This window comes from Vibrio artabrorum, assembly GCF_024347295.1.
GTDB classification, from domain to species: Bacteria; Pseudomonadota; Gammaproteobacteria; order Enterobacterales; family Vibrionaceae; genus Vibrio; species Vibrio artabrorum.
On sequence record NZ_AP025458.1, the window covers coordinates 1,752,359 to 1,774,136 of the forward strand.

General features: G+C 44.3%; 18 protein-coding genes. 9 read left to right on the top strand and 9 right to left on the bottom strand.

All coding sequences use genetic code 11. From position 1 onward, the window contains the following. Nucleotides 1-164: 164 nt before the first annotated feature. Nucleotides 165-989, top strand: coding sequence for a DUF2797 domain-containing protein (locus OCU36_RS07890; protein ID WP_261837500.1), 825 nt, complete (start codon nt 165-167; stop codon nt 987-989). Between the two features lie 152 nt (nt 990-1,141). Here OCU36_RS07890 and OCU36_RS07895 read toward each other — a convergent pair whose 3' ends face one another. The 3 genes from OCU36_RS07895 to OCU36_RS07905 all read right to left on the bottom strand — a co-directional run bounded on the left by OCU36_RS07895 (nt 1,142) and on the right by OCU36_RS07905 (nt 4,771). Further along, nucleotides 1,142-2,392, bottom strand: a complete 1,251-nt coding sequence (locus tag OCU36_RS07895) for a sensor domain-containing diguanylate cyclase (RefSeq protein WP_261837501.1) — start codon at nt 2,390-2,392, stop codon at nt 1,142-1,144. Nucleotides 2,393-2,895: 503 nt separating this feature from the next. Then, the gene (locus OCU36_RS07900; protein ID WP_261837502.1) at nt 2,896-4,131 is read right to left on the bottom strand and encodes a cysteine desulfurase-like protein; all 1,236 of its coding nucleotides are present in this window, start codon (nt 4,129-4,131) and stop codon (nt 2,896-2,898) included. Beyond that, nucleotides 4,115-4,771, bottom strand: a complete 657-nt coding sequence (locus tag OCU36_RS07905; RefSeq protein WP_261839713.1) for a 2OG-Fe dioxygenase family protein — start codon at nt 4,769-4,771, stop codon at nt 4,115-4,117. Before OCU36_RS07905 ends, OCU36_RS07900 begins: the two co-directional genes overlap by 17 nt. Nucleotides 4,772-5,128: 357 nt before the next feature. On the opposite strand from OCU36_RS07905, the gene folK reads away from it, so the two are divergent. The 7 genes from folK (at nt 5,129) to cydC (ending at nt 12,308) form a co-directional block, all read left to right on the top strand. After that, entirely contained in the window at nt 5,129-5,626 is a 498-nt protein-coding gene (folK, locus tag OCU36_RS07910; protein ID WP_261837503.1) for a 2-amino-4-hydroxy-6-hydroxymethyldihydropteridine diphosphokinase, read from the top strand. A gap of 97 nt (nt 5,627-5,723) precedes the next feature. Continuing rightward, nucleotides 5,724-6,095 (top strand): dihydroneopterin triphosphate 2'-epimerase, encoded by a 372-nt coding sequence (folX, locus tag OCU36_RS07915; RefSeq protein ID WP_261837504.1) that lies wholly within the window; start codon nt 5,724-5,726, stop codon nt 6,093-6,095. Nucleotides 6,096-6,113: 18 nt separating this feature from the next. Further along, nucleotides 6,114-6,752: a GTP cyclohydrolase I FolE gene (gene folE, locus OCU36_RS07920; RefSeq protein WP_048611743.1), complete on the top strand. Its 639-nt coding sequence runs from the start codon at nt 6,114-6,116 to the stop codon at nt 6,750-6,752. Beyond that, complete coding sequence (gene folM, locus OCU36_RS07925; protein ID WP_261837505.1) at nt 6,749-7,465, top strand: dihydromonapterin reductase; 717 nt, start codon at nt 6,749-6,751, stop codon at nt 7,463-7,465. The genes folE and folM overlap by 4 nt, the downstream gene beginning before the upstream one ends. Before the next feature lie 223 nt (nt 7,466-7,688). Next, a complete protein-coding gene (trxB, locus tag OCU36_RS07930) occupies nt 7,689-8,648 on the top strand; it encodes a thioredoxin-disulfide reductase (protein ID WP_261837506.1) in 960 nt (319 codons plus the stop codon). A 161-nt stretch (nt 8,649-8,809) separates the two neighbouring features. Beyond that, nucleotides 8,810-10,594 (top strand): heme ABC transporter permease/ATP-binding protein CydD, encoded by a 1,785-nt coding sequence (gene cydD, locus OCU36_RS07935; protein WP_261837507.1) that lies wholly within the window; start codon nt 8,810-8,812, stop codon nt 10,592-10,594. Then, nucleotides 10,587-12,308, top strand: a complete 1,722-nt coding sequence (gene cydC, locus OCU36_RS07940; protein ID WP_261837508.1) for a heme ABC transporter ATP-binding protein/permease CydC — start codon at nt 10,587-10,589, stop codon at nt 12,306-12,308. Before cydD ends, cydC begins: the two co-directional genes overlap by 8 nt. Before the next feature lie 448 nt (nt 12,309-12,756). On the opposite strand, the gene OCU36_RS07945 is transcribed toward cydC, so the two are convergent. The 3 genes from OCU36_RS07945 to OCU36_RS07955 form a co-directional block, all read right to left on the bottom strand. Next, nucleotides 12,757-14,640 (bottom strand): methyl-accepting chemotaxis protein, encoded by a 1,884-nt coding sequence (locus OCU36_RS07945; RefSeq protein ID WP_261837509.1) that lies wholly within the window; start codon nt 14,638-14,640, stop codon nt 12,757-12,759. 294 nt (nt 14,641-14,934) lie between these two features. Then, the gene (locus OCU36_RS07950; RefSeq protein ID WP_261837510.1) at nt 14,935-16,506 is read right to left on the bottom strand and encodes a BCCT family transporter; all 1,572 of its coding nucleotides are present in this window, start codon (nt 16,504-16,506) and stop codon (nt 14,935-14,937) included. 469 nt (nt 16,507-16,975) lie between these two features. Then, nucleotides 16,976-17,368: a MarR family transcriptional regulator gene (locus tag OCU36_RS07955; protein WP_261837511.1), complete on the bottom strand. Its 393-nt coding sequence runs from the start codon at nt 17,366-17,368 to the stop codon at nt 16,976-16,978. 220 nt (nt 17,369-17,588) lie between these two features. Between OCU36_RS07955 and OCU36_RS07960 the strand changes: the two genes are divergently transcribed. Next, nucleotides 17,589-18,386, top strand: coding sequence for a DUF2982 domain-containing protein (locus tag OCU36_RS07960; protein WP_261837512.1), 798 nt, complete (start codon nt 17,589-17,591; stop codon nt 18,384-18,386). A 156-nt stretch (nt 18,387-18,542) separates the two neighbouring features. On the opposite strand, the gene OCU36_RS07965 is transcribed toward OCU36_RS07960, so the two are convergent. The 3 genes from OCU36_RS07965 to OCU36_RS07975 form a co-directional block, all read right to left on the bottom strand. After that, nucleotides 18,543-19,196, bottom strand: a complete 654-nt coding sequence (locus OCU36_RS07965) for an MBL fold metallo-hydrolase (protein WP_261837513.1) — start codon at nt 19,194-19,196, stop codon at nt 18,543-18,545. Nucleotides 19,197-19,394: 198 nt separating this feature from the next. After that, nucleotides 19,395-19,943, bottom strand: coding sequence for a DUF882 domain-containing protein (locus OCU36_RS07970; protein WP_261837514.1), 549 nt, complete (start codon nt 19,941-19,943; stop codon nt 19,395-19,397). 187 nt (nt 19,944-20,130) lie between these two features. Beyond that, on the bottom strand, nt 20,131-21,669 hold the full coding sequence (locus OCU36_RS07975) for a L,D-transpeptidase family protein (protein WP_261837515.1): 1,539 nt from the start codon (nt 21,667-21,669) through the stop codon (nt 20,131-20,133). Between the last annotated feature and the right edge of the window lie 109 nt (nt 21,670-21,778).

Consider the following 21,778-nt stretch of genomic DNA (forward strand, 5'->3'; position numbering starts at 1 on the left):
ACCTTCATCTAAGGCGAGTGCTTACCATAACAACAATTCGGTAATATAGCGTATTAAATCAGGCTCTATTTGTTATACTCATCGCAAATCATCGTTAACCACAACGCTTGCTTACAACGTATGTTAGTCGACGAAATAATAATCAAAATACAACGAGTAATGTCATGTCTTTATTAGCAAAAGGAACACTCAAGAAAATGAGTGCTTCCCTCGATGGTACGGTTACCTACCGTTTACCAATCGGTGAAGAGTTTGTCGAGCTAAACCCTCTGATGGGTAAAACCATCAACCTCACCCATACCGGCAATATTTTTTGTTGTTCGTGTGGTAAGAAAACCAAGAAAAGCTACTCTCAAGGCCACTGCTTTGTGTGCATGAAAAAGCTAGCAAGCTGCGACATGTGCATCATGAAGCCAGAGACTTGCCACTATGATGAAGGCACTTGTCGTGAGCCTCAATGGGGTGAAGAGAACTGCATGGTTGATCACTTCGTTTACCTATCGAACACATCAAGCCTTAAGGTCGGTATTACTCGTCACACTCAAATCCCTACCCGTTGGATTGACCAAGGCGCGACTCAAGGCTTGCCTATCTTGAAGGTAAAAACACGTCAGATTTCTGGCCTGATCGAAGTAGAGTTGGCAAAGCACATTGCTGACAAAACCAACTGGCGCACGCTGCTTAAAGGCGACGGCGACGATATGGAGTTGGTAGAAAAAGCCAAAGAACTATTGCCGTTGGTTGAGGATAAAATCCAAGAGATCAGAGCGAAGTTTGGCGACGATGCAATCGAGATTCTTAGTGAGAACATCACTTCACTGAGCTACCCAGTTGAGCAGCACCCAGTGAAGATTGTGTCGCATAACTTTGATAAGAACCCTGAAGTGACAGGCGTACTTCAAGGCATTAAAGGCCAATACCTTATCCTAGATACAGGTGTGATTAACATCCGTAAATTTGGTTCTTACGAAGTGGAAGTGTCTGCATAACTTGTAGAACTTAAACGTTTCTTATAGTTAGAAGCGTTTCTTATAGTTAGATGCGTTTAGTGAATAGCCAAAAACTGAAATGCCCTCAAGTGATGACTTGAGGGCATTTTTCGTTGTCGATTCTATTCGCCATTGGATAATGGTTATAAGCATTAAAGCGCAACCACATCTCCGTCTACACAATTCTTGCCGTTGGCTTTCGCGCGATAGAGAGATTGATCGGTTAAATTCACGAGTGCATCGATCGTGACACCGTCTTCACAGGCTTGGCTATCACTGATTCCGATACTGACACTCGAATTAAATCGTAACTGTTCATCGATTTTGAACTCGACTTGATGGAACTGTTGGCGAACCCCTTCTGACACCTCGTGTGCTGTTTCAAGAGACGCATTTGGGATAAATATAATGAACTCTTCACCACCCCAACGGCCTGCGACCCCACCGACTTTCTCGGCATTGCGCTTGGTAATATTAGCCAAAGCACAAATGACCTCATCACCAACCATATGACCGTAAGTGTCATTAATCGACTTAAAATCATCGATATCCAGCAGCATACACACAAGGTAGTTGTTAGATGACATGTGCTCTCTCAACCACTCATAAATCGCTCTGCGGTTAAGTAAGTCGGTCATTTCATCGTAGTTCGCTTGGTGAACCAACTGCTTTTCCAACATCACCTTTTGCGTCACATCTTCGAGTACAACCTGAACGGCTGGCTGACCTTTCCAAGTAATCGCATTGTCGTAAATATTAAAAAATCGATGAATACCATCGAAGCCAATGTTTTCAACAACGGTACTCGTTCCCGATAACTCACCAGAGATAATGGCTTGGTAATGTTTGCGGATGTCATTGGTATTGTTCTGTGGAATAAGATCGAGGATAGAGTCTAGCTGTAAAGCTTGCTCAATAGATTTTCCGCCTTGGAGTTTTACCCATGAGGGATTGGCCATTAACGGCTTGAAATCTCGGTGAACTATGATGCCCTGTGCTGACTGCATGATCATATCGTAGTACATTTGATCTTGCTTACGCACTAAATTTTGCAGCTCAATCGCAGGGGAAAGATCAATGACCGTCACTTGCAGTGCAGGCCGACCTTGCCACTCGGTCAGATGATCGATAGTAAACACCGTGAACTCTCTACCATTGCGATCAACATTGGTGTAAGTATGCCCTCTCGGTTCACGTTGTCCCGACATGGTGTCTCGGTAATTTTGACACGCCGCAACGTGATAATCTTCTGATATCAAATCCAGAAAGCTATTGCTATTGGTAAGCAGATCCTCAGGTGACTGATACCCATAGATGCGAGCATAATTAGCATCAACGCTAACAATATTCATATCTTGAATAATGATGACACCGTACGTGGATTCGAAATCTATTGAAGGCATTGCCAACTCCGCACTCTAACTACACTTCATATACTGGAACGTAACAACACAACCTGCCAACGCTATTACACTACTTCTCATGCGTTAGAGGCATTAATATTGCATGTAGTATATCGTACTGTTGCACACTTCTCTACAACTCAATCGCTATACAATGTATTAAAATCAGACAAGATTTTTATTGCCATTATTCGGCTCACATCTCAAAAATAAAGCATCTGGCGTTAAATGAGATTCCCGAACCAGTCGCAATCAAACGAACGATTCGCTTTCTGCCACTGATCCTAATTCAATAACTGGACCAAAACGGATCCCGAAATCAGCCCACAGATCTGATACATGAACTTTCGTGAAATAGTTGTTTTAATGAGACCACGCTTTTAAAAGGGGCGATTAATAACGGGACGAGCTAGATCGGGGAGTTAAATTAAAAAAGAGCCGACTTCCTACTCAATATTCATGAGAGACGTCTGCTCTTTGTTCGTTTTATTAGTGTAAAGGCGTTAGCGACTTCTTAAAACACTCTCCAGTACATTGAACAATAAGTCGATCTCTTCAATCGAGTTGTAATGCATACAACCAATACGCACCACCCCCTGCTCTTCAATACCCAGCTGTTTCACTAGCCCTAACGCGTAGAAATGCCCATTCCACACACAGATATTATGCTCGCCTAACTTCTTGGCGATGAACTCTGGCGAGTGATCATCAAATGTCACCGCAAAGGTAGGTGTTCTTAGATTCGAGTCAAACTCCGTCTTCCCATAGAGTTTGACCCCTTCGAGATCAGACAAGCGTTTTAGAAAATACGCACTGAGTTGGCTTTCGTGTTGATTGTAAAGCGCGTAGCTTTGCTCTAAACGAGCACGTAATGAATCCGTTGGTTCGCCTAATTGGGCCAAGTAATCCACTGCAGCAATCACGCCAGCAAGACCTTCGAAGCTTTGGGTTCCCGTCTCAAATCGGCCTGGGCCAATATTGGTCGCAGGCTCTACCTTGTAAGGCTTTAACGTTTGCAGCCATTGAGGCGCAACATACGCGATGCCCACATGCGGGCCGAAGAACTTATACGCCGAACACGCTAAAAAGTCGCACTTCAGTTGTTGGACATCGATCAGATGGTGTGGAGCGTAATGCACGGCATCGACATACACCAGCGCGCCATGTTGGTGTGCAAGCTCAATAACTTTATCCATGTCGACAATCGAGCCTGTCGTATTCGAAGCAAACGTGACTGCGACAAGTTTGGTTTTCTCGTTAAGTAGTGACTCAAAATGCGCCATATCCAAACTGCAATCCGACTCGTCTACGCGAACTTGGCGAACAATCGCGCCTTTATCGTCTGCCGCTTGCTGCCAACTCGATACATTTGAGTAATGGTCTAACGCGGTGACGATAACTTCATCACCCTCTTGCCAATCGCGACTGATCGCTCGACTCAGTTGGAAAGTCAGCGAGGTCATGTTCGCGCCGAACACAACGTTGTCAGAAGATTCCGCATTCAGTAGCGCTTGAACCGACTCTCGAGCTTGCTGCATCAAACCTGTCGTTTTCTGGCTAGAAAAATAGTGACCGCCTAAGTTGGAATTAAAATGCCCTAGGTATTCGCTCATTGAAGCTAAAACATTCTCAGGCACTTGAGCACCGCCTGGGCCATCAAAGAAAGTAACTGGCTTGCCATTGTGATATTGGCCTAACGCGCTAAATTGCTGGCGTACATTATTAAGAATGAAGGACATTGCGCGCATCCTTAGCCGTTAGTACAAACACATCCATGTAACCCATCTCATCGTGGTCTATGGTGCGAATCGGTTGTGCGTTGTGCCACAGCTTACTGTCAGCAAGCATCGCCACTTCGCCATCTTCAAGTACTTTTCTAAAAAATGGCGCTTCGTGGCTATCTTGGTACAGCATCACTTCACCACCAACGATGTTGTGGCGAGTAACACCAATGATCGCGATGTGGTCAAAACCATCTTGATGGACACCTTCGGGTGCAACCTGTGTCTCTTCAAAAATAGCGGCAATACGAATTTGATGAATTTCGATTTCTTGCCCGTCTTCAAGCCCATTGGTTTCAATAAAAAGCTCACACATCTCTTGCATACCTTCGCTGCTGAGAATTTGTGCTTCAATCGGCTCGAACTGGCGAACAACGTCACCTTGAAAGTGATTAATGTCTTCAGACTGAACAAAGTTATGTTTGTCTAGCTCAACGACTTGTCCATGACTGAATTCAACCACTGAGTACCTTCTCAATCTGAACTGGCCATCCGCATGCTCTGTGCTTGGTAGCTTAGAGAATGAAGGTGACAACTCCTTAACCGCGTGGTTACTGAGGTGGGTAATATGTAGGGTATTTTCGTGAGCATGTAACATCATCGACTCCTTAATGATTGTTAATTAACTTTCGATATTTAACATTTTATTTACACTAAGGATACTTAAAGATCTTGCCAAATCAACATAAAACAATCATTTATCCCGTCATAATTAATAATTCAGACACTAAATCCAGTAGATAAATAAAAAGCAGTGTATGACACCAGAATAAAAGATGACCAACTCTTAAAACTAGCACAGTCCACTAGCTAGTTATAAATACCTAAAATTTCAAATATAGCGACATTATTAACTGTATGTCGTGTTTTGTTTTGTCTTCCTGATATCAAAAGCAAACATAACTGATCATCACAACGAGTTAGGACGTAAAGGTGGGTAAAAGGAGAAAACAATATGACCACCGTCTATGTCAGCATCGGAAGCAACATTAACCGTGAACATCACATCACAGAATCTCTCAACGCATTGAATAGTCGCTTTGCACCTCTACACATTTCTAATTTCTACGATTGTGAGCCTGTTGGTTTTGAAGGGGACAACTTTCTGAACCTAGTCGTTGGCTTTGAATGCAATCTCCCTGTCGCAGAGCTGGCGAAGGCTTTACATCAAATCGAACTCGAGAATGGTCGAAAGCGTGAGACCAAAGCGTATGCTTCACGAACCCTAGATATCGATATCCTTCTTTATGGTAATCAAGTGGGTATTGTCGACGGAGTAGAACTGCCTAGAGGTGAAATCACCGAGTACGCTTTTGTGCTTCGACCGTTAGTTGATGTTGCCGCGCACCAACATCATCCCACTCTAGACATCTCTTTTCAGCATCTTTGGAACAACTTCGATCAGCGGAGTCAGAAAACCGAACTTATCCCTGTCAAGATCAGTTTCATTTAGACCCTACAACGGCTTTAAACAGAACGTTTGAGCTTTATTGATCTTTTCCTCTAACAGGCACGTAACTCACTCTACCTTCTAAGGATCGGAAACCGTTATGAATCACAATGCGATTATCACCATCACAAATCTCAGATTAAGAACCTTCATCGGCTTCAACGAAGAAGAAAAAACCAAGCAGCAAGACATCGTTATAAACGCGGAGATCCATTACCCCGCAAACAACCTCTGCCTCTCTGATGATGTGGAGAACGCACTTAACTACAAAAATATCTGCAAAAAAATCATTCAACATGTCGAATCTGGACGGTTTCTACTTTTAGAAAAGTTAACTAGCGACGTGCTCGGCATTTGTATCGACCATTCATGGGTTCGATACGCTCAAGTGAGAATTGACAAGCCTCATGCTCTACGTTTCGCCGATTCCGTCTCGCTCACCCTGAGCTATGAAGCAGAACTCGAAGATTAATTCATAAGGAGCGACTCAATGCTAACCACAGAAGCTGAAAAAGTAAGAGAAGCTTTGCTCGAAAAGGGATTAGAAACCCCGATGACATCGAGCGAAATGAATCCTGACCAGAAGTACAACCGTATTAAAGGACTTTTGACCGAAGTTGTCAGTACGCTTGGCCTGGATTTAACCGATGACAGTCTTGCTGAAACACCTCATCGCATTGCTAAGATGTACGTTCACGAGATATTTTCAGGACTCGACTACAATAACTTCCCCAAAATCAGTGTTATCGACAACAAAATGTCAGTTGATGAAATGGTTAAGGTATCGGATATAGATTTAACGTCGACGTGCGAACATCACTTCATCACCATCGATGGTTTAGCACAAGTGGCTTATATCCCTGAATCCAAGATTCTCGGGCTGTCTAAAATAAACCGTATTGTTCGATTCTTTGCTCAGCGTCCACAGGTTCAAGAGCGCCTTACTCAACAAATCCTGGTCGCGATACAGGCTCTGGTTGAAACCGAAAATGTGGCTGTGACGATTAAAGCAACTCACTACTGCGTTAAATCGAGAGGCGTGATGGACGCTAACTCTGAAACCACAACCACCGCGCTGGGTGGCAGTTTCAAAACTAACCCTCAAACAAGAGCTGAGTTTTTACGATGAGTGAGACGATTCTAATAACCGGTGTGGGAAAGCGTTTAGGATTCGCTCTGGCGCAGCAACTTTTATCGGACGGATACAACGTGGTTGGCACTTACCGAAGTGACTATCCCCAACTGCAATTACTGCGCGACCGTGGAGCCGACTTGCAACAGGTAGACTTTTATCAACAAAGCAGCCTAGAGCGATTTCTTCATTACGTCGGTCAAGAATATAAGACCCTTCGAGCCATCATACATAATGCTTCCGATTGGCAGCCAGAAAACAAGAAAAACCCCAGTGAAAACGCATCGCAAATCATCAATCGAATGATGACGGTTCACGCCTGCGTGCCTTATCTGGTTAATCTGACGTTTAAAGACCAACTAATGTCTGGCGATAAAACGTCGGACATCATCCACATCAGTGATTACGTTGCGGAAAAAGGCAGTAAAAAACACATCGCTTACGCGGCCAGCAAAGCCGCACTCAACAACCTGACGCTATCGTTCTCAGCGATGCTGGCACCCAAAGTGAAAGTCAATACCATCTCTCCAGCTATGATTAAGTTCAATGAACATGACGACGAAGCGTACAAAACCAAAGCTTTGCAAAAAGCCCTGATTCCCACAGAGGCGGGCTATGATGAAGTGATCGATGGCATCAAGTTTGTTTTGGCTAGTCACTACATGACAGGAAGGACCCTGCACCTTGATGGGGGCAGACATTTGAAATGACGCTCACTGGATGCACTGACCGTAATCTAACCGCCACTCCAAAGCACCATGATCCTTTGGAGTTTTGACTGTTCTTTCAGCCAAGAAAACGTTTGTCTTCATTAAGTTCTAACCTATAACGATTAATTACACTTCTCCCCTTGTTTACACTTTTATTGCCTCCATATTTTCCATACAATCCTAAGCGATTATAAATAAAAACAATTTCAATTTCGGAGTCCTCATGAGCGACGTAAAGCACTGTAATTTATTGATTCTTGGTTCTGGCCCTGCTGGCTATACAGCTGCAGTTTACGCTGCTCGTGCAAATCTAAATCCAGTACTGGTTACCGGTATGCAGCAAGGTGGTCAGCTTACCACCACAACAGAAGTAGAAAACTGGCCGGGTGATGCTGAAGGTTTAACGGGTCCAGCACTGATGGATCGCATGAAAGAGCACGCAGAGCGCTTTGAAACAGAGATCCTGTTCGACCACATTAACGATGTCGACCTATCAAACCGCCCTTTCCGTTTGAAAGGCGATTCTGGCGAGTACACGTGTGATGCTTTGATCATCTCCACGGGAGCATCAGCTAAGTACCTCGGTTTAGAGTCTGAAGAGGCATTCAAAGGCCGTGGTGTTTCGGCTTGTGCAACGTGTGATGGTTTCTTCTACCGAAACCAGAAAGTGGCGGTTGTTGGTGGAGGTAACACGGCGGTTGAAGAAGCGCTTTACCTGTCTAACATCGCATCTGAAGTTCACCTAGTTCACCGCCGCGACACGTTCCGCGCTGAAAAGATTCTAGTGAAACGTTTAATGGACAAAGTAGAGAACGGCAACATTGTTCTTCACACTGATCGCACGCTAGACGAAGTTTTAGGCGACGACATGGGCGTAACGGGCGTTCGTATTAAAGATACTCAGTCTGATAAGACAGAAGACATCGAAGTAATGGGCGCATTCATTGCTATCGGTCACCAACCAAACACTGAAATCTTCAAAGGCCAAGTCGACATGAAAGATGACTACATCATCGTACAATCTGGTCTTGAAGGTAACGCAACACAAACCAGCATCCCTGGCGTGTTCGCGGCTGGTGATGTAATGGATCACAATTACCGCCAAGCCATTACTTCAGCGGGGACAGGTTGTATGGCTGCACTGGATGCTGAGCGCTACCTAGATAGCCTAAACGATAAGTAAATCTGAGATTGCAGATTTAAATATCGAAGCTCTCGCCTCAGTAGATGCCGGGCGTCATAATAGTTTATTGTAAATCCCTAGAGCCCGGTGGTATATCCATTGGGCTTTCTTTTGTATACTAGCCGCCCTCAACGAATAATAATTATCATTAAGCCTTCATAATGGATAAGAAAAAACAACGCAGCTTGAACAAGTGGCTCAAGCAACAAAGTAAGTTAGCAAAACGCTGGCTTATGATTGCGATTAGCCTTGGTGTACTTTCAAGCGTGTTCTTAATTGCTCAAGCAGCGCTTCTCGCCTCTATTCTTCACCAGTTGATCATCGAGAATGTCGATAAATCTGAACTGGTTGGTCATTTCATAGGTTTGGCATTCTCGGTTGTTGGCCGTGCTGGATGTACATGGGGACGTGAAATCGCGGGTTACCGATGCGGTGAACAGGTTCGTATATACATCAGGCAGCTAATTCTCAATAAATTACGTGAGCTTGGCCCGGCTTATATCAAAGGTAAACCTGCCGGTACGTGGGCAACCTTGCTGTTAGAACAAGTAGAAGACATGCAAGATTTCTTCTCTCGCTACTTACCTCAGATGTCTCTATCGGTGATGGTTCCATTTATCATCCTTGTGGTTGTATTCCCTGTAAACTGGGCGGCAGGTTTAATCTTCTTGATTACCGCACCACTGGTGCCGCTGTTTATGGCACTTGTTGGCATGAAAGCCGCAGACGCCAACCGTAAAAACTTTAAAGCGCTTCAACGCCTATCTGGTCACTTTTACGACCGTCTTCAGTCCATGACAACCATTCGTTTATTCGATAGAACAAGCTCAGAAACGGAGGTACTTAAAGGTGCATCGGAAGTATTCAGAACGCGCACTATGGATGTATTGAAAATCGCTTTCTTATCGTCTGCGGTGCTTGAATTTTTCACTTCAATCTCAATTGCAATGACGGCGGTTTACTTCGGTTTTACTTATATTGGCGAACTGAACTTTGGTCATTACGGCGCTGGCATTACACTATTCGCCGGTCTATTTATTCTTATCTTAGCGCCTGAATTTTACCAGCCTCTGCGTGACCTAGGTACTTTTTACCATGCCAAGCAACAAGCCGTCGGGGCTGCTGAAAGTATTGTTGAGTTCTTAGAAACGGATATTACCAAAGTAAAATCGGGCAATACTCCACTCGATTCCGATCAAGGTGTCGGTATTGTGGCTCAAGATCTCAAGGTGATCAGTCCGGAAGGCATTCAACTGGTTGGCCCTGTTTCGTTTGCATTGAACACCCACCAGTCGACGGCACTGGTCGGGCCAAGTGGCGCAGGTAAAACGAGTTTGATCAACGCTATTCTTGGTTTCATGCCTTATGAAGGAAGCTTGAAAATCAATGGCATTGAATTGCGTGACCTCGATTTAGCCTCTTGGCGTAAAACCATTAGTTGGGTTGGGCAAAACCCCTTGCTACTGCATGGCACAATTCGTGACAACGTCACCCTAGGTAAGCACAATATCACCGACCAAGTTGTTGAGAATGCACTTGAGCAATCTTTTGCTAACGAATTCGTAAACGAGCACGGCTTGAATTATATGATTTCTGATCGTTCTGGCGGCCTGTCTGTTGGTCAATCTCAACGTTTGGCACTGGCTCGCGCCATGATTCAAGATGGCCAGTTCTGGTTACTCGATGAACCCACTGCCAGCCTAGATACTCGTAGTGAGCAGCTAGTAATGAGAGGCATCAACAGCAACATTGAAAACCGTACTGCCCTGCTTGTGACGCACCAACTGGCTCCTCTTCAATCGGTCGATAACATTATGGTTATGCGCGATGGTGGTCTTGTGGAACAAGGTCATTACTCTCAGCTTTCAACTGCAGGTGGTTTATTTGAAGAGATGCTAAACGCGAACTTAGCTCAACAAGACAATAAGGGTAATTTAGATGCGTGATTTACTGCCTTACCTGAAACTCTATAAAAAGCATTGGTTTGGCCTATCGCTAGGCATGCTATTGGCTTTTGCTACTCTGTCGGCTTCTATTGGCTTGCTAACGCTATCGGGTTGGTTCATTTCAGCTTCTGCGGTTGCTGGCCTAACGATTGCCCGCGAAACGTTCAACTACATGTTGCCGGGCGGCGGTGTCCGTGGTTTGGCGATGGGGCGCACTGCTGGGCGTTGGGGTGAGCGTGTCGTTAGCCATAATGCAACCTTTAAATTATTAACGGATTTACGGATTTTCTTTTTCAAGAAACTGGCTCCGCTCATTCCTGGACGCATTTCAAACCTTCGTGACGCGGATCTACTGAACCGTTTGGTTGCCGATGTCGACGCAATGGATCACGTATACTTGCGTTTAGTCAGCCCTGTCACGGTTGGTGTGCTTGGGATTGTCTTCCTAACACTATTCTTGATGTGGTTCGATACTTCGCTCGGTTTGATCTTAGGCTCTATTCTTCTGATTATGCTGTTGGTTTGGCCGATCTTGTTCTACAAACTGGGCAAGCGTAACGGTGGCGAGCTGACACAGAACAAAGCGGATCTTCGTGTGACGACACTGGATTGGATTGAAGGCTACAGTGAGCTGACTCTGTTCGGTGCTGAAGAGCGTTATCGCAATGCCATACTAGAGACTCAACAAAAACTGATGGCGAATCAGTTTGTGAATGCCAACCTAACCGGTATGGCGTCAGCTGTGCTAATGCTATTCAACGGTTTGACACTGGTTCTTATGCTTTGGCTTGCGGCTGACGGCGTGGGTGGTAATGCACCGGACCCGTTCATCGCACTCATGGCCTTCGCAACCATGGCAAGCTTCGAGCTATTAATGCCAATTGCAGGCGCGTTCCAGTATTTAGGTCAAACTCTGTCTTCTGCTCGTCGCTTGAACGAAGTGATTCTGTCGGAGCCTGAAGTCCAGTTCTCCGAAGAGAAGCTCGACATCAATAAGCCGCTTGATATTACGTTCTCGAATGTGACCTTCAGCTACCCTGATTCAGAGCGCAGTGTTCTTAACGCAATTGACCTGACTATCTCTGCTACGAATAAAGTCGCAATTGTGGGTCAAACAGGTTCTGGTAAATCGACTCTGATTCAGCTTCTGACTCGCTACTGGGATCCTAAGAAAGGTTCTATCTCCATCGCAGGCATTGAACTGACTCAGTGGAATGAATCACAGCTTCGCGAATCAATCAGTGTCGTAAGCCAACGTGTCGATATTCTAAATGGTACTTTGCGTGACAACTTGCTGATTGCAAGACCAGAGGCAACCGATGATCACTTAGCAAATATCCTAAGAGACGTAGGCCTAGAAAAGCTGCTTGAGAACAACGCGCTTGATAGCTGGTTAGGTGATGGTGGTCGTCAACTGTCTGGTGGTGAGAAGCGCCGTATTGGCATCGCACGAGCCATTCTTCATGATGCCCCTATCCAGCTTCTCGATGAGCCAACAGAAGGCTTAGATAAGCAAACTGAGCAAAGCATCATGACACTGTTCGAGAAGCACTTCGAAGGCAAGACGGTCATCTTCATCACGCACCGTTTGATTGGTCTGGAGTCGATGGATTCCATCGTTCTAATTGAACAAGGCGAGATTGTTGAAAACGGTTCTCATGAGAAGCTGTTAAATCAACAAGGACGTTACTTCCAACTTCGTCAGGCCATTTAATTCGCCTACTTTCACTGTCATCAGTAACACCATTATCAGCCCGAGTTTGTACTCGGGCTTTTTGTTGCTAACGCCCGAACTAATCCGCCACGTCCGGATAGAATACGGATATTGCCTCAATAGCGACTCTCTACTCTCTACTCTCTACTCTCTACTCTCTACTCTCTACTCTCTACTCTCTACTCTCTACTCTCTACTCTCTACGAGCATGTTATGATCAAATGGATGAAGCAACCCTCTTCTTCTCATACTGATTTAAAAGCCAAATGTCCTGACTCAGACAAGCACACCGCCTAGCGCAACGGTCCAATCTCAGTTGGTTGGCTTTATAAGCCTCTGGGTGACAGACACAAAAAAGCCGAATGTAATCACATTCGGCTTTTGTTTACGCTTTAGCGTATTAACAGCTTAATACGTCTAGCACTATTTGATAGCTATTCGCTTATGCTTAAAGCTTGAAGCGGCTAATTTCATTTTCTAGCTCATTAGATAGCTCAGAAAGCTGAGCAGCTTGTTCTGCGGCTTGATTCGCTTCGTCTGCTAGCTCGTTAGATACGTCACGGATTCCCTCAGTATTGCGAGTAATCTCAGACGTTACCGACGCTTGCTCTTCTGCAGCAGAAGCAATCTGTGTCGCCATGTCGCTAATACGCTCAACAGCAGCATGAATTTGCGTTAGGCTCGCCGCCGCTGAGTTCGCATCATCAACACTGGTCTCAGCAAGCGTACGGCTATCATTCATAATGCTAACCGCTTTACCCGTTGTACCTTGTAGCAACTCAATCGTTTGTTGAATCTCTTGTGTTGAACCATGTGTACGTTGGCTCAGGACGCGAACTTCATCTGCAACAACAGCAAAGCCACGGCCTTGTTCGCCCGCTCGTGCCGCTTCAATAGCCGCATTCAGTGCAAGTAAGTTTGTTTGCTCAGCAATGCCTTGAATGTTAGACAAAATAGCATTGATACTATTACCATGCTCTTCAAGCTCTAGAATCACATTCGTTGCGATTTGAACTTCTTGCGCAAGGTTTTGAATTGAACTCTGAGTCTGTGTTACTTGACCCGCTCCATGCTCGCAAGCGCCAACGGCTTCAGAAGAGTTCTGTGCGGTATGGTCAGCGTTACCAGCAATCTCTTGTGTTGCTGCCGCCATTTCGTTAACGGCTGTTGCTACCATGTTGATCTCATCTTGTTGCATCTGGATTCGAGCGCTACGTTCTTCAGCTTGTGAAGCCGTTTGACGAGCTTGATTACCCAATGCAGCAGACACATCACTTAGCTTAATAACCATAGTATGCATATTGCCTACAAAACGGTTGAAGTTTTCAGCAAGCTTACCAATTTCGTCGTTACTCTTAGGCTCAAGGCGTTGAGTAAGATCCCCTTCTCCTGATGCAATTTCTTCAAGTGCGGCAGAGACACGATTTAGATCGCGGAATAGGAAGCTAACCAACCAAGATACCAACAAGATTACGATTAACGTAATTACAACCGCTGTTGTGATCAACTGAGTGAGCAACGCAGAGTGATTCGCTTCTTCTGTCGCTTTGTCCATATGAATCGCGAAGATCCAGTTAGTATTTGGCACTTTCGTAAAGTAAAGTAGTTTCTCAGCACCTTGCTCATTGATCGTCTCGATGCTGCCAGTGCGTAACGCATTTTCAATAGTCGACATTGAAATATCGTTTGAAAGCTGGCTAACAGGCTTGAGACTTAATGCTGAATTAGGATGTGCTAGAAATGTCCCGTCTGAGCTATCGATGAGCATTGCGTATGCATTGTCACCAACGTCTAAGCTGATTACATCATTAACTAATTGATCGATAAGTACATCAGCTCCGACAACACCAACGAGTTTACCATTATGATGTACAGGTTCTGCAATCGTAACGAGCAATGCTTTCGTGATCGCGTCTTGGTAAGCCGTTGTGATAATTTGCTTACCCGCTGCATTTGCTTCTTGATACCAAGGACGTTGACGAGGATCGTAATCTGCACGATTACGTTCAGGGTGTGAACGGTACATTCCACCTTCTGGAGTACCTAAAAAGATATCGTCAAAGCCACCCGCTATACGAGCCTGCTTAAGGAAAGGTACAACATCATCCTCTCTTGAAAAGTCATTAAATGCTGACGCGATATTGGTGCGAATATCGACCCAGTTTTTAATACCTTCAGACGCGGCTTCTGATACGCTTTCTGCTCGCAGGTAGACACCATTGCGAGTTTGTTCAAATAATTGGTTGGCGGATAACCAAGTCAAGGCTGTTGCCATAACAACAACAGCAGATAAGCTTGCACCTATCAACTTCTGTTTGAGTGTTAGTTTCATTTTAGTATCACGAGTGGTGGAAAACTTGTGCACACTACCCTATAACCACTTTAAATTCGAGAAATTTCATAGCTTAACACCAGAATAGAATATCAAATTAACCATAAGTTCAAGTTATGCCAATTTATTGTCACTCCGCCAAATTTAAGGCCACCATTAACATAAAACTATTACGCTATATTTTGGGTTTCACACCGTCAATGAACAAAAAAAAGCAGGTGAGTTACCTCACCTGCTTTAGCATTATTGACCACTCGACCTCATCTATAACGCCGTCGACGTCATTTAGAGATGCTAGCGTTTTTCTGTACGCATCCCCATTAACAAACTCACGCACATCAGTAATAGAATGATGGTAAATGGCAACGCCGTTGAGATTGCACCGGCTTGCAAAGCTTGCACCGCTTGAGTACCACCAACCCACAATAACGCAACAGCGATCGCACCTTCAAGAAAAGCCCAAAATACACGTTGAGGTACTGGAGTATCCACTTTACCACCAGCAGTAATACTATCGATTACTAATGAACCAGAATCAGAAGACGTAATAAAGAATACGAGAACTAAAACAACTGCAATCACAGATAACAGGGTGCCAAATGGTAGCGCATCAAACATTTGGAACATCGCTAACGACACATCAGTAAGACCATCTTGACCAAGCATACCAACATTATTCACAATTTGATCAATCGCCATACCACCAAATACCGACATCCAAATGATAGTTACTGTTGTAGGAACAATTAGCACAGCAGTAATAAACTCACGAACAGTACGACCTCTAGAAACACGAGCGATAAACATCCCCACAAATGGCGACCATGAAATCCACCAAGCCCAGTAGAATACCGTCCAGCCGTGCATCCAAACTTCATCTTCACGACCATAAGGATTGCTCAAAGGAATGATATTCTCGATGTAAGCCATCACCGTTGTAGGGATTGTACCCAAAGTAACAGCATAACCAATAAGCGCGACTAGAATCAGTAGCAAGAAAGCCACGAGCATGTTGATATTACTGATAACTTTAACGCCACCATCAATACCACGCATAACGGATACCACGGCAAGCAAAGTAACAACGACGATAACAATAATTTGCAGCCCTAGTCCCGCTTCAATGCCGAATACATGATGAATACCACTTGCTGCTTGTTGCGCCCCTAAGCCCAGCGAGGTAGCCAAACCAAAGAGGGTCGCCAATACCGCTAAAATATCCACGATATGCCCAGCCCAACCCCAAGCTCTATCACCTAAGATAGGGTAAAAGATAGAACGAATCGAAAGAGGTAAACCTTTATTATAAGAGAAGAACGCAAGCGAAAGTGCGACTACGCCATAAATAGCCCAAGGATGTAAACCCCAGTGATACATAGTTGCACCCAATGCTACTTTGGCCGCTTCCGGAGTGAACGCTTCCACATTTAGTGGCGTCTCATACCAACCGGTGTAGTATGCAGCGGGCTCTGCAACACTCCAAAACATCAAGCCAATACCCATCCCTGCGGCAAACAGCATCGATAGCCAAGATATGTATGAGTAATCTGCCGTCGCATCAACACCACCAAGGCGGATTTTACCATACGGAGAAACAATCAAACCTAAGGAGAAAATAACGAAGATATTTCCTGACCAAATAAAAAGCCAATCAAATGAATTGATAATCTGACCTTTCACACTATCAAGAGCTGCTTTTGCTGAGGCGGTATCTGTAATCAGAACACCGATCAAAAATAGAGCAATGAGTCCTGCACTAATTCCAAATACTGGGTTATGAACATCGAACCCCCACTTCTGGACGTTATCTTGACCAACAGTGTAATCTGTACTGTCAATACTGTATTTATCTATACCTTTAGTCATTATCCCTCTCTATGGAATATTACTAATATCCCTGACTGACTTGTGACGAAATCACAAACTCTAACGTACTACTCAAGCAGTACAAGCTGTTGTCACTATAATTCAAACACTTGAATGCATGAAGTTTAGCAGGTTAACTTATTACTTTCAGTAACCTCGAATCAGTTCGCTGAATTTTCAAACAAAAACAACCAAACCACCCAAATGAACGTACAAAAAACCATCATCTCAATAAATTCATCATCCAATATTACTTTCAGCTCAAAGCATTTTACTATTTGATCTTCGAGCGTTGTTTATAATTCAACATAAGAGTGCACTGTAATGAAGCAGCAAGATATTAGGGAGAGCACGCACACTTCTGGGGCCGAATGTGAGTATGGATTAGCGGTCGCATGATCCGTCAGATACAAAAAAGCCTCGAAAATCGAGGCTTAAAACTTAACAAAGCGAATGTCATTCCACAGGACTAGATCGCTTTGTAGATAACCTTGTTACCGGTAAGCTGCTCTTTCGCTACCAAGTTTTCTTCAAGAAGTTTTTTCAATGCGCCTGTTGCCCATGAAGCGGCTTTCGCGTCTTCTTGACCAGCTGCTAGGCCAATACCTTTAGGGTTAATGCCTTCAGCATTGCTAACAACGATGTCTAGAACTTGTTGTTGCTTAGGAGTCAGTGCGACGGCAACTTCTTTCGTTGCGGCTACTGTTTTCTCTACCGCTGGCTTTGCTGCTACAGTTTTTTCTGCTACAACTTTCTCTGCGACAGGCTTCGCTTTTTTCGGCGTTGCCACGGCTTTAACAACAGTCGCTTTCGTGCGTTTCTGCAGTTTAGCCTGCACCTTACGCTTATGAGCAAGTCTCATTGAATATTTCTCCAGTTCACTGCTCTTTTCGCAGTGGTGAAAATTTGAAGCGCGATTTATACCAAAAAACAGGAGCTATTTGTAGAGTGAAGCGCCGAAAGTCGACGAAAAATACTGATATTGTCTACTAGCGTCTATTATTTAGGCATCAACTTATTAATTTAGGGTCATATATACTGGTTATCCATCCAGAAAGAAATATGAAAAATTGGTGTTGCCTATGGACACTCGTCACCTAACAAATATCTCTGTGCCTATCTTCACACGCTCGTTTCGAATGGTCGCCGTCATTTTAGGGTTTATTGTCTTGCTTATTGCCCTCTATAGCGACAACGCAAAATTACTGATCGTGGGTGCATTTTGCAGTATAGCTCTTCTGGGGGCGGGGTACTATTTAGTGTTGCGCAGCAGAGTCATGTTCACTCTCACTCCCACTCATTTTCAACAACATTTCTACAAAGGCGGTTGGGTTTTAAAATGGAGCAACATCCAGAAAATTGGCCTGTGTACTTACCAGCAAGAGGGATGGCATCAGCCGCTCCCTTGGGTGGGTATTAAAATCAAAGATTACTCACCTTACCTCGATGCTATCTGTCCCAAAATTACTTGTGAATTATTACTGAGCCAACGCGCCCTTTTGTATCTAGGAGCCAAGCAAGCTGGCAAAGAGTCTCACTTCGAAGATATGGTCCTCGATTCATCGCATTACCATGCGCGTTGCACTGACAGCGGATGTGTGGAGCTGAGCCAGCACAAAGAGTCGAATATCAAGGACGTTGATGTCAATAATAACCAATCACAGGATAACCTTGATTCACCGAATGAAACGAACAGTCAAAACGCGGTGATTAAAGACTATTCAGGGCTGCAGGCGATGCTTGCCAACAGGATGAAGTATCAACGGGGCTTCCACGGTTATGACATTTTCATATCAACTCATGACTTGAATATGAGTGGGGAAGAATTTGTTGGACTGGCGCGACGCTACTTGGCTGCGGCTGAACATCTATCTGATTAAAGCCAACACGTTTAAAATTAAAGCGTTAGGTTTAAATAAACGAAAACTTGAGATTAAAACAAACACGCAATAAAAAAGCTTAACTTTCAGAACACAAGCTAAGCTTCATTTCAATTAATCACAACACGAATAATCGTATGTCAATCAAAGGCTTAATCAGTATAGAGGCATTTCGTCCGCTACGAACGGATTTGATGCGCGCTCGCGACCAAATGTCGATTCAGGACCATGGCCAGGAACAAAGGTTACGTCATTGCCTAGTGGCCAAAGCTTAGTTTTGATTGAATCGATCAGCGTGTTGAAATCACCTTGAGGGAAGTCAGCACGACCAATTGCGCCGTTAAACAGTACATCACCGACAAAAGCGAGACGTGCTTGCTCACTGTAAAGCACAACGTGACCTGGAGTATGGCCCGGAGTGTGAATCACATCGATGACTTGATTACCAAACGTCACTTTGTCACCTTCTTCTAACCAAGTATTCGGTTCGAAAGCTTTACACAGTGGGAACCCAAACATTTGGCTTTGATTCTCTAGACCTTGAAGCCAAAAGTTATCCGCCTTATGGGGACCAACAATATTGACTTTCAAGATCTCAGCAAGTGGTACCGTGCCGCCAACGTGATCTAGGTGACCGTGCGTCAATACCAAGTCCACCACTTTAACACCTAGCTCTTCAATGATCGCGGCTAGTTGCTGAATATCACCACCGGGATCGACAACAATGCCTTCCATGGTTTCATCACACCACACAATCGAGCAGTTTTGAGAAAATGACGTTACAGGTACAACTTGATACTTAAGAGACATACACAAACCTTAGAGAGCGAATCTGGTTTACAACATAGAATATCACTTTGCTATTGGAAACAAGCCAAGCTATTGGTGATAAATCAGATTATTAAAGCAAACCGAATTATTAGGACAAACTGAAATTGGAGCAAACTATGACATTGGATGTCTACTTTGACAAGTGCCTACCGATTTGTATAGGAACCCGGCCCTGATCTACCAGCTGCGAACTGGACCAGTATCAATATGGATAAAGTTGCTACGCGCATAATAGCCCACACCGCCTGCGTTCAAGCTTTTGGCTACGTCTCTTAATTCCTTTAGATTAACGCCATCAATACGGAAATCGATCGCTCTACCCAACATATGGTAGCTCTTTTTCGCAACACCATTCGACTTAGCACGTAACGCTTCATTTGTCGCTGGAGAGCGGTAACCTGAAATGATCTGAACTTCTTTTTGAATACCTAAAGCATTTTGAATTTGAGTGATCTGGTCAAACAATTTCTTGTCCATTGGGTGAATTTCATTACGACGGAAATCTCGACACAGTTTGCTTAGTCGAGCCATCTCATCACCCACATAATGAGTGCCATCGAAATAGCAGGTTTCTAATCTTTCACCTGTGTGTAGATTGTTCATACTGATCGTTCTTAGTTTATCTGGGTATGAAGCAAAAGCGATAGAAGGCGTGAATGAGGCGACAACAGCGGTGCCACCAGCGTAAGTCAGAAACTGACGGCGAGAAAATAAACCTTGAGACATACAGCAACAAAACCCGTTAAATCGAACAAAAAATGCACGATACATAATGTCATTTGCTGCGTCAACGTACAAAACATTTCAAAAAGGTTAGTATTTGTAACCTTTACACGGTTAGTTATTGATACACATTATAATTTTATCAATAGAAACTGGAGTGTCATTTTTTGGTCAAGATCACCATTATTGATTATCCCCCCTCTTTATCGTAGTGGTAAATATCGCCACGGTACTGTATCCCTCCTTCTTCAAACAACACCGTTTGATAAATGATGTGTACTGGAATCCGCTCCTTCAGACGAACCTTTGTATTCGGAGCGAGGTCATCATTTGGTTTCGGTACCTTCCTTACTTTGGTGGCAAACAACAACTCAGCCAGCTCTTCTGCATGCTCAACACGTATGCAACCTGAGCTATAAGCACGAAAATCGTCATTAAACAGACCTTTACTGGGAGTATCGTGAAGATAGATCGCACGTGCATTGGGCGTGTTGAATTTATACAGCCCTAATGCATTACCAGAGCCGGCCCTTTGACGCATTCGATACGGGAACGAATTGAAATTGATGGTTTGCCAATTGATCTCTTTCGTGTCGACGGTTTTCGTAGAGCGCCAACCATCTATCACTTGGAAATTATGTGTATCAAGATAGCTTGCATCCTCTTTTACCTTAGGCAAAATGTCCTTGACCATGATTTTCCATGGCACATTCCAAGTCGGGTTTAGAATAACCGAATCGAGTTTAACCTCTAATAGTGGGGTTTTTCGCGACTTTCTGCCTACCACGACTTTGGACTCAAACACCTCTTCACCATCTTCCCAATACTTCAGGTCAAAACCGGGAACGTTGACAACGATCAGAGAATCTCTTTCTCTCGGCCACAAGCGAACACGTTCTGCGTTCAGAGCCAAAGAGCTCAACCGATCATCAAAACCCATATTGATCCATTTGATCGTATCTGGCCCGATGATCCCGTCATCCGTAAGACCATGCATGCGTTGGAAAGATTTAATCGCCGTTTGAAGATCACGATCGAACTCAGGGGAATCGAGCGCGATCATCGAGGTATCAACGCCGACCAAGGCAATACGCTCAACCAAAGTCACTTTGTCTGAAAGCTTATCACCCAAACGTTTTAAGCTTTTCTGCCGATATTGTTCAACATCCATCTTAGACGCGGTGTTTAAAACAGAATAGGTCGCTTTAAATCGGTCAAAGTCTCCAACCGGTGGTGCGTAAGACAGTACCATCTCCAATAGATAATCATTGGCAACACTACTTTTTAGTCTCATGAGAATATGAGGTGAAGGTGCAGGCAGTTTAGAGTGTAACTGACCTGAGAAGTACCACGCCTTACCGGCTATTGGTGCACTCTCAACGTAACTCAGATAATAGATGAAGGTATCGGTGAGTAATATATCCAACTCTTGCCACTGCTTACGAGATTGATACTGACGGATCTGCCTGAGCTGTCGTTCAAAAAGCGGTGCCATCTGCGCTTGTTCTAGAAGCGACAATTGGAATTCAAACGCCTTAACAAGCTCAGGAGAGTCCCACAAAATAGGCAACGAAGAGTCTTGATAAATACTCTGAGTGAGTTCTGGATAAATCAGCATAAAAGAGAGTTCTGAATCAGCCGGAATAAATCGGTCCTTGTCAGAACTCGTGTAGCCCCATGTATGCACAGAAACTAAAACTAGCAATCCACAGAAGTATTTCGCGAACATGCTTAACTCCATCACCAACCATCCAATAAGTATGGCAAAGAAATAGGAGTAAGCGTGTTATTTTTAAGCGGCTTTAAAAATCAGATTGAACTCCAACGGTTAACCCACT

Coding starts and splice junctions, on each gene's coding strand:
- folM (WP_261837505.1), top strand. CDS start 6,749: ATGAGTGAGACGATTCTAATAACCGGTGTGGGAAAGCGTTTAGGATTC.
- OCU36_RS07975 (WP_261837515.1), bottom strand. CDS start 21,669: ATGTTCGCGAAATACTTCTGTGGATTGCTAGTTTTAGTTTCTGTGCAT.
- OCU36_RS07945 (WP_261837509.1), bottom strand. CDS start 14,640: ATGAAACTAACACTCAAACAGAAGTTGATAGGTGCAAGCTTATCTGCT.
- trxB (WP_261837506.1), top strand. CDS start 7,689: ATGAGCGACGTAAAGCACTGTAATTTATTGATTCTTGGTTCTGGCCCT.
- cydD (WP_261837507.1), top strand. CDS start 8,810: ATGGATAAGAAAAAACAACGCAGCTTGAACAAGTGGCTCAAGCAACAA.
- folE (WP_048611743.1), top strand. CDS start 6,114: ATGCTAACCACAGAAGCTGAAAAAGTAAGAGAAGCTTTGCTCGAAAAG.
- cydC (WP_261837508.1), top strand. CDS start 10,587: ATGCGTGATTTACTGCCTTACCTGAAACTCTATAAAAAGCATTGGTTT.
- OCU36_RS07895 (WP_261837501.1), bottom strand. CDS start 2,392: ATGCCTTCAATAGATTTCGAATCCACGTACGGTGTCATCATTATTCAA.
- OCU36_RS07900 (WP_261837502.1), bottom strand. CDS start 4,131: ATGTCCTTCATTCTTAATAATGTACGCCAGCAATTTAGCGCGTTAGGC.
- OCU36_RS07965 (WP_261837513.1), bottom strand. CDS start 19,196: ATGTCTCTTAAGTATCAAGTTGTACCTGTAACGTCATTTTCTCAAAAC.
- folK (WP_261837503.1), top strand. CDS start 5,129: ATGACCACCGTCTATGTCAGCATCGGAAGCAACATTAACCGTGAACAT.
- OCU36_RS07970 (WP_261837514.1), bottom strand. CDS start 19,943: ATGTCTCAAGGTTTATTTTCTCGCCGTCAGTTTCTGACTTACGCTGGT.
- OCU36_RS07950 (WP_261837510.1), bottom strand. CDS start 16,506: ATGACTAAAGGTATAGATAAATACAGTATTGACAGTACAGATTACACT.
- folX (WP_261837504.1), top strand. CDS start 5,724: ATGAATCACAATGCGATTATCACCATCACAAATCTCAGATTAAGAACC.
- OCU36_RS07905 (WP_261839713.1), bottom strand. CDS start 4,771: ATGTTACATGCTCACGAAAATACCCTACATATTACCCACCTCAGTAAC.
- OCU36_RS07890 (WP_261837500.1), top strand. CDS start 165: ATGTCTTTATTAGCAAAAGGAACACTCAAGAAAATGAGTGCTTCCCTC.
- OCU36_RS07955 (WP_261837511.1), bottom strand. CDS start 17,368: ATGAGACTTGCTCATAAGCGTAAGGTGCAGGCTAAACTGCAGAAACGC.
- OCU36_RS07960 (WP_261837512.1), top strand. CDS start 17,589: ATGGACACTCGTCACCTAACAAATATCTCTGTGCCTATCTTCACACGC.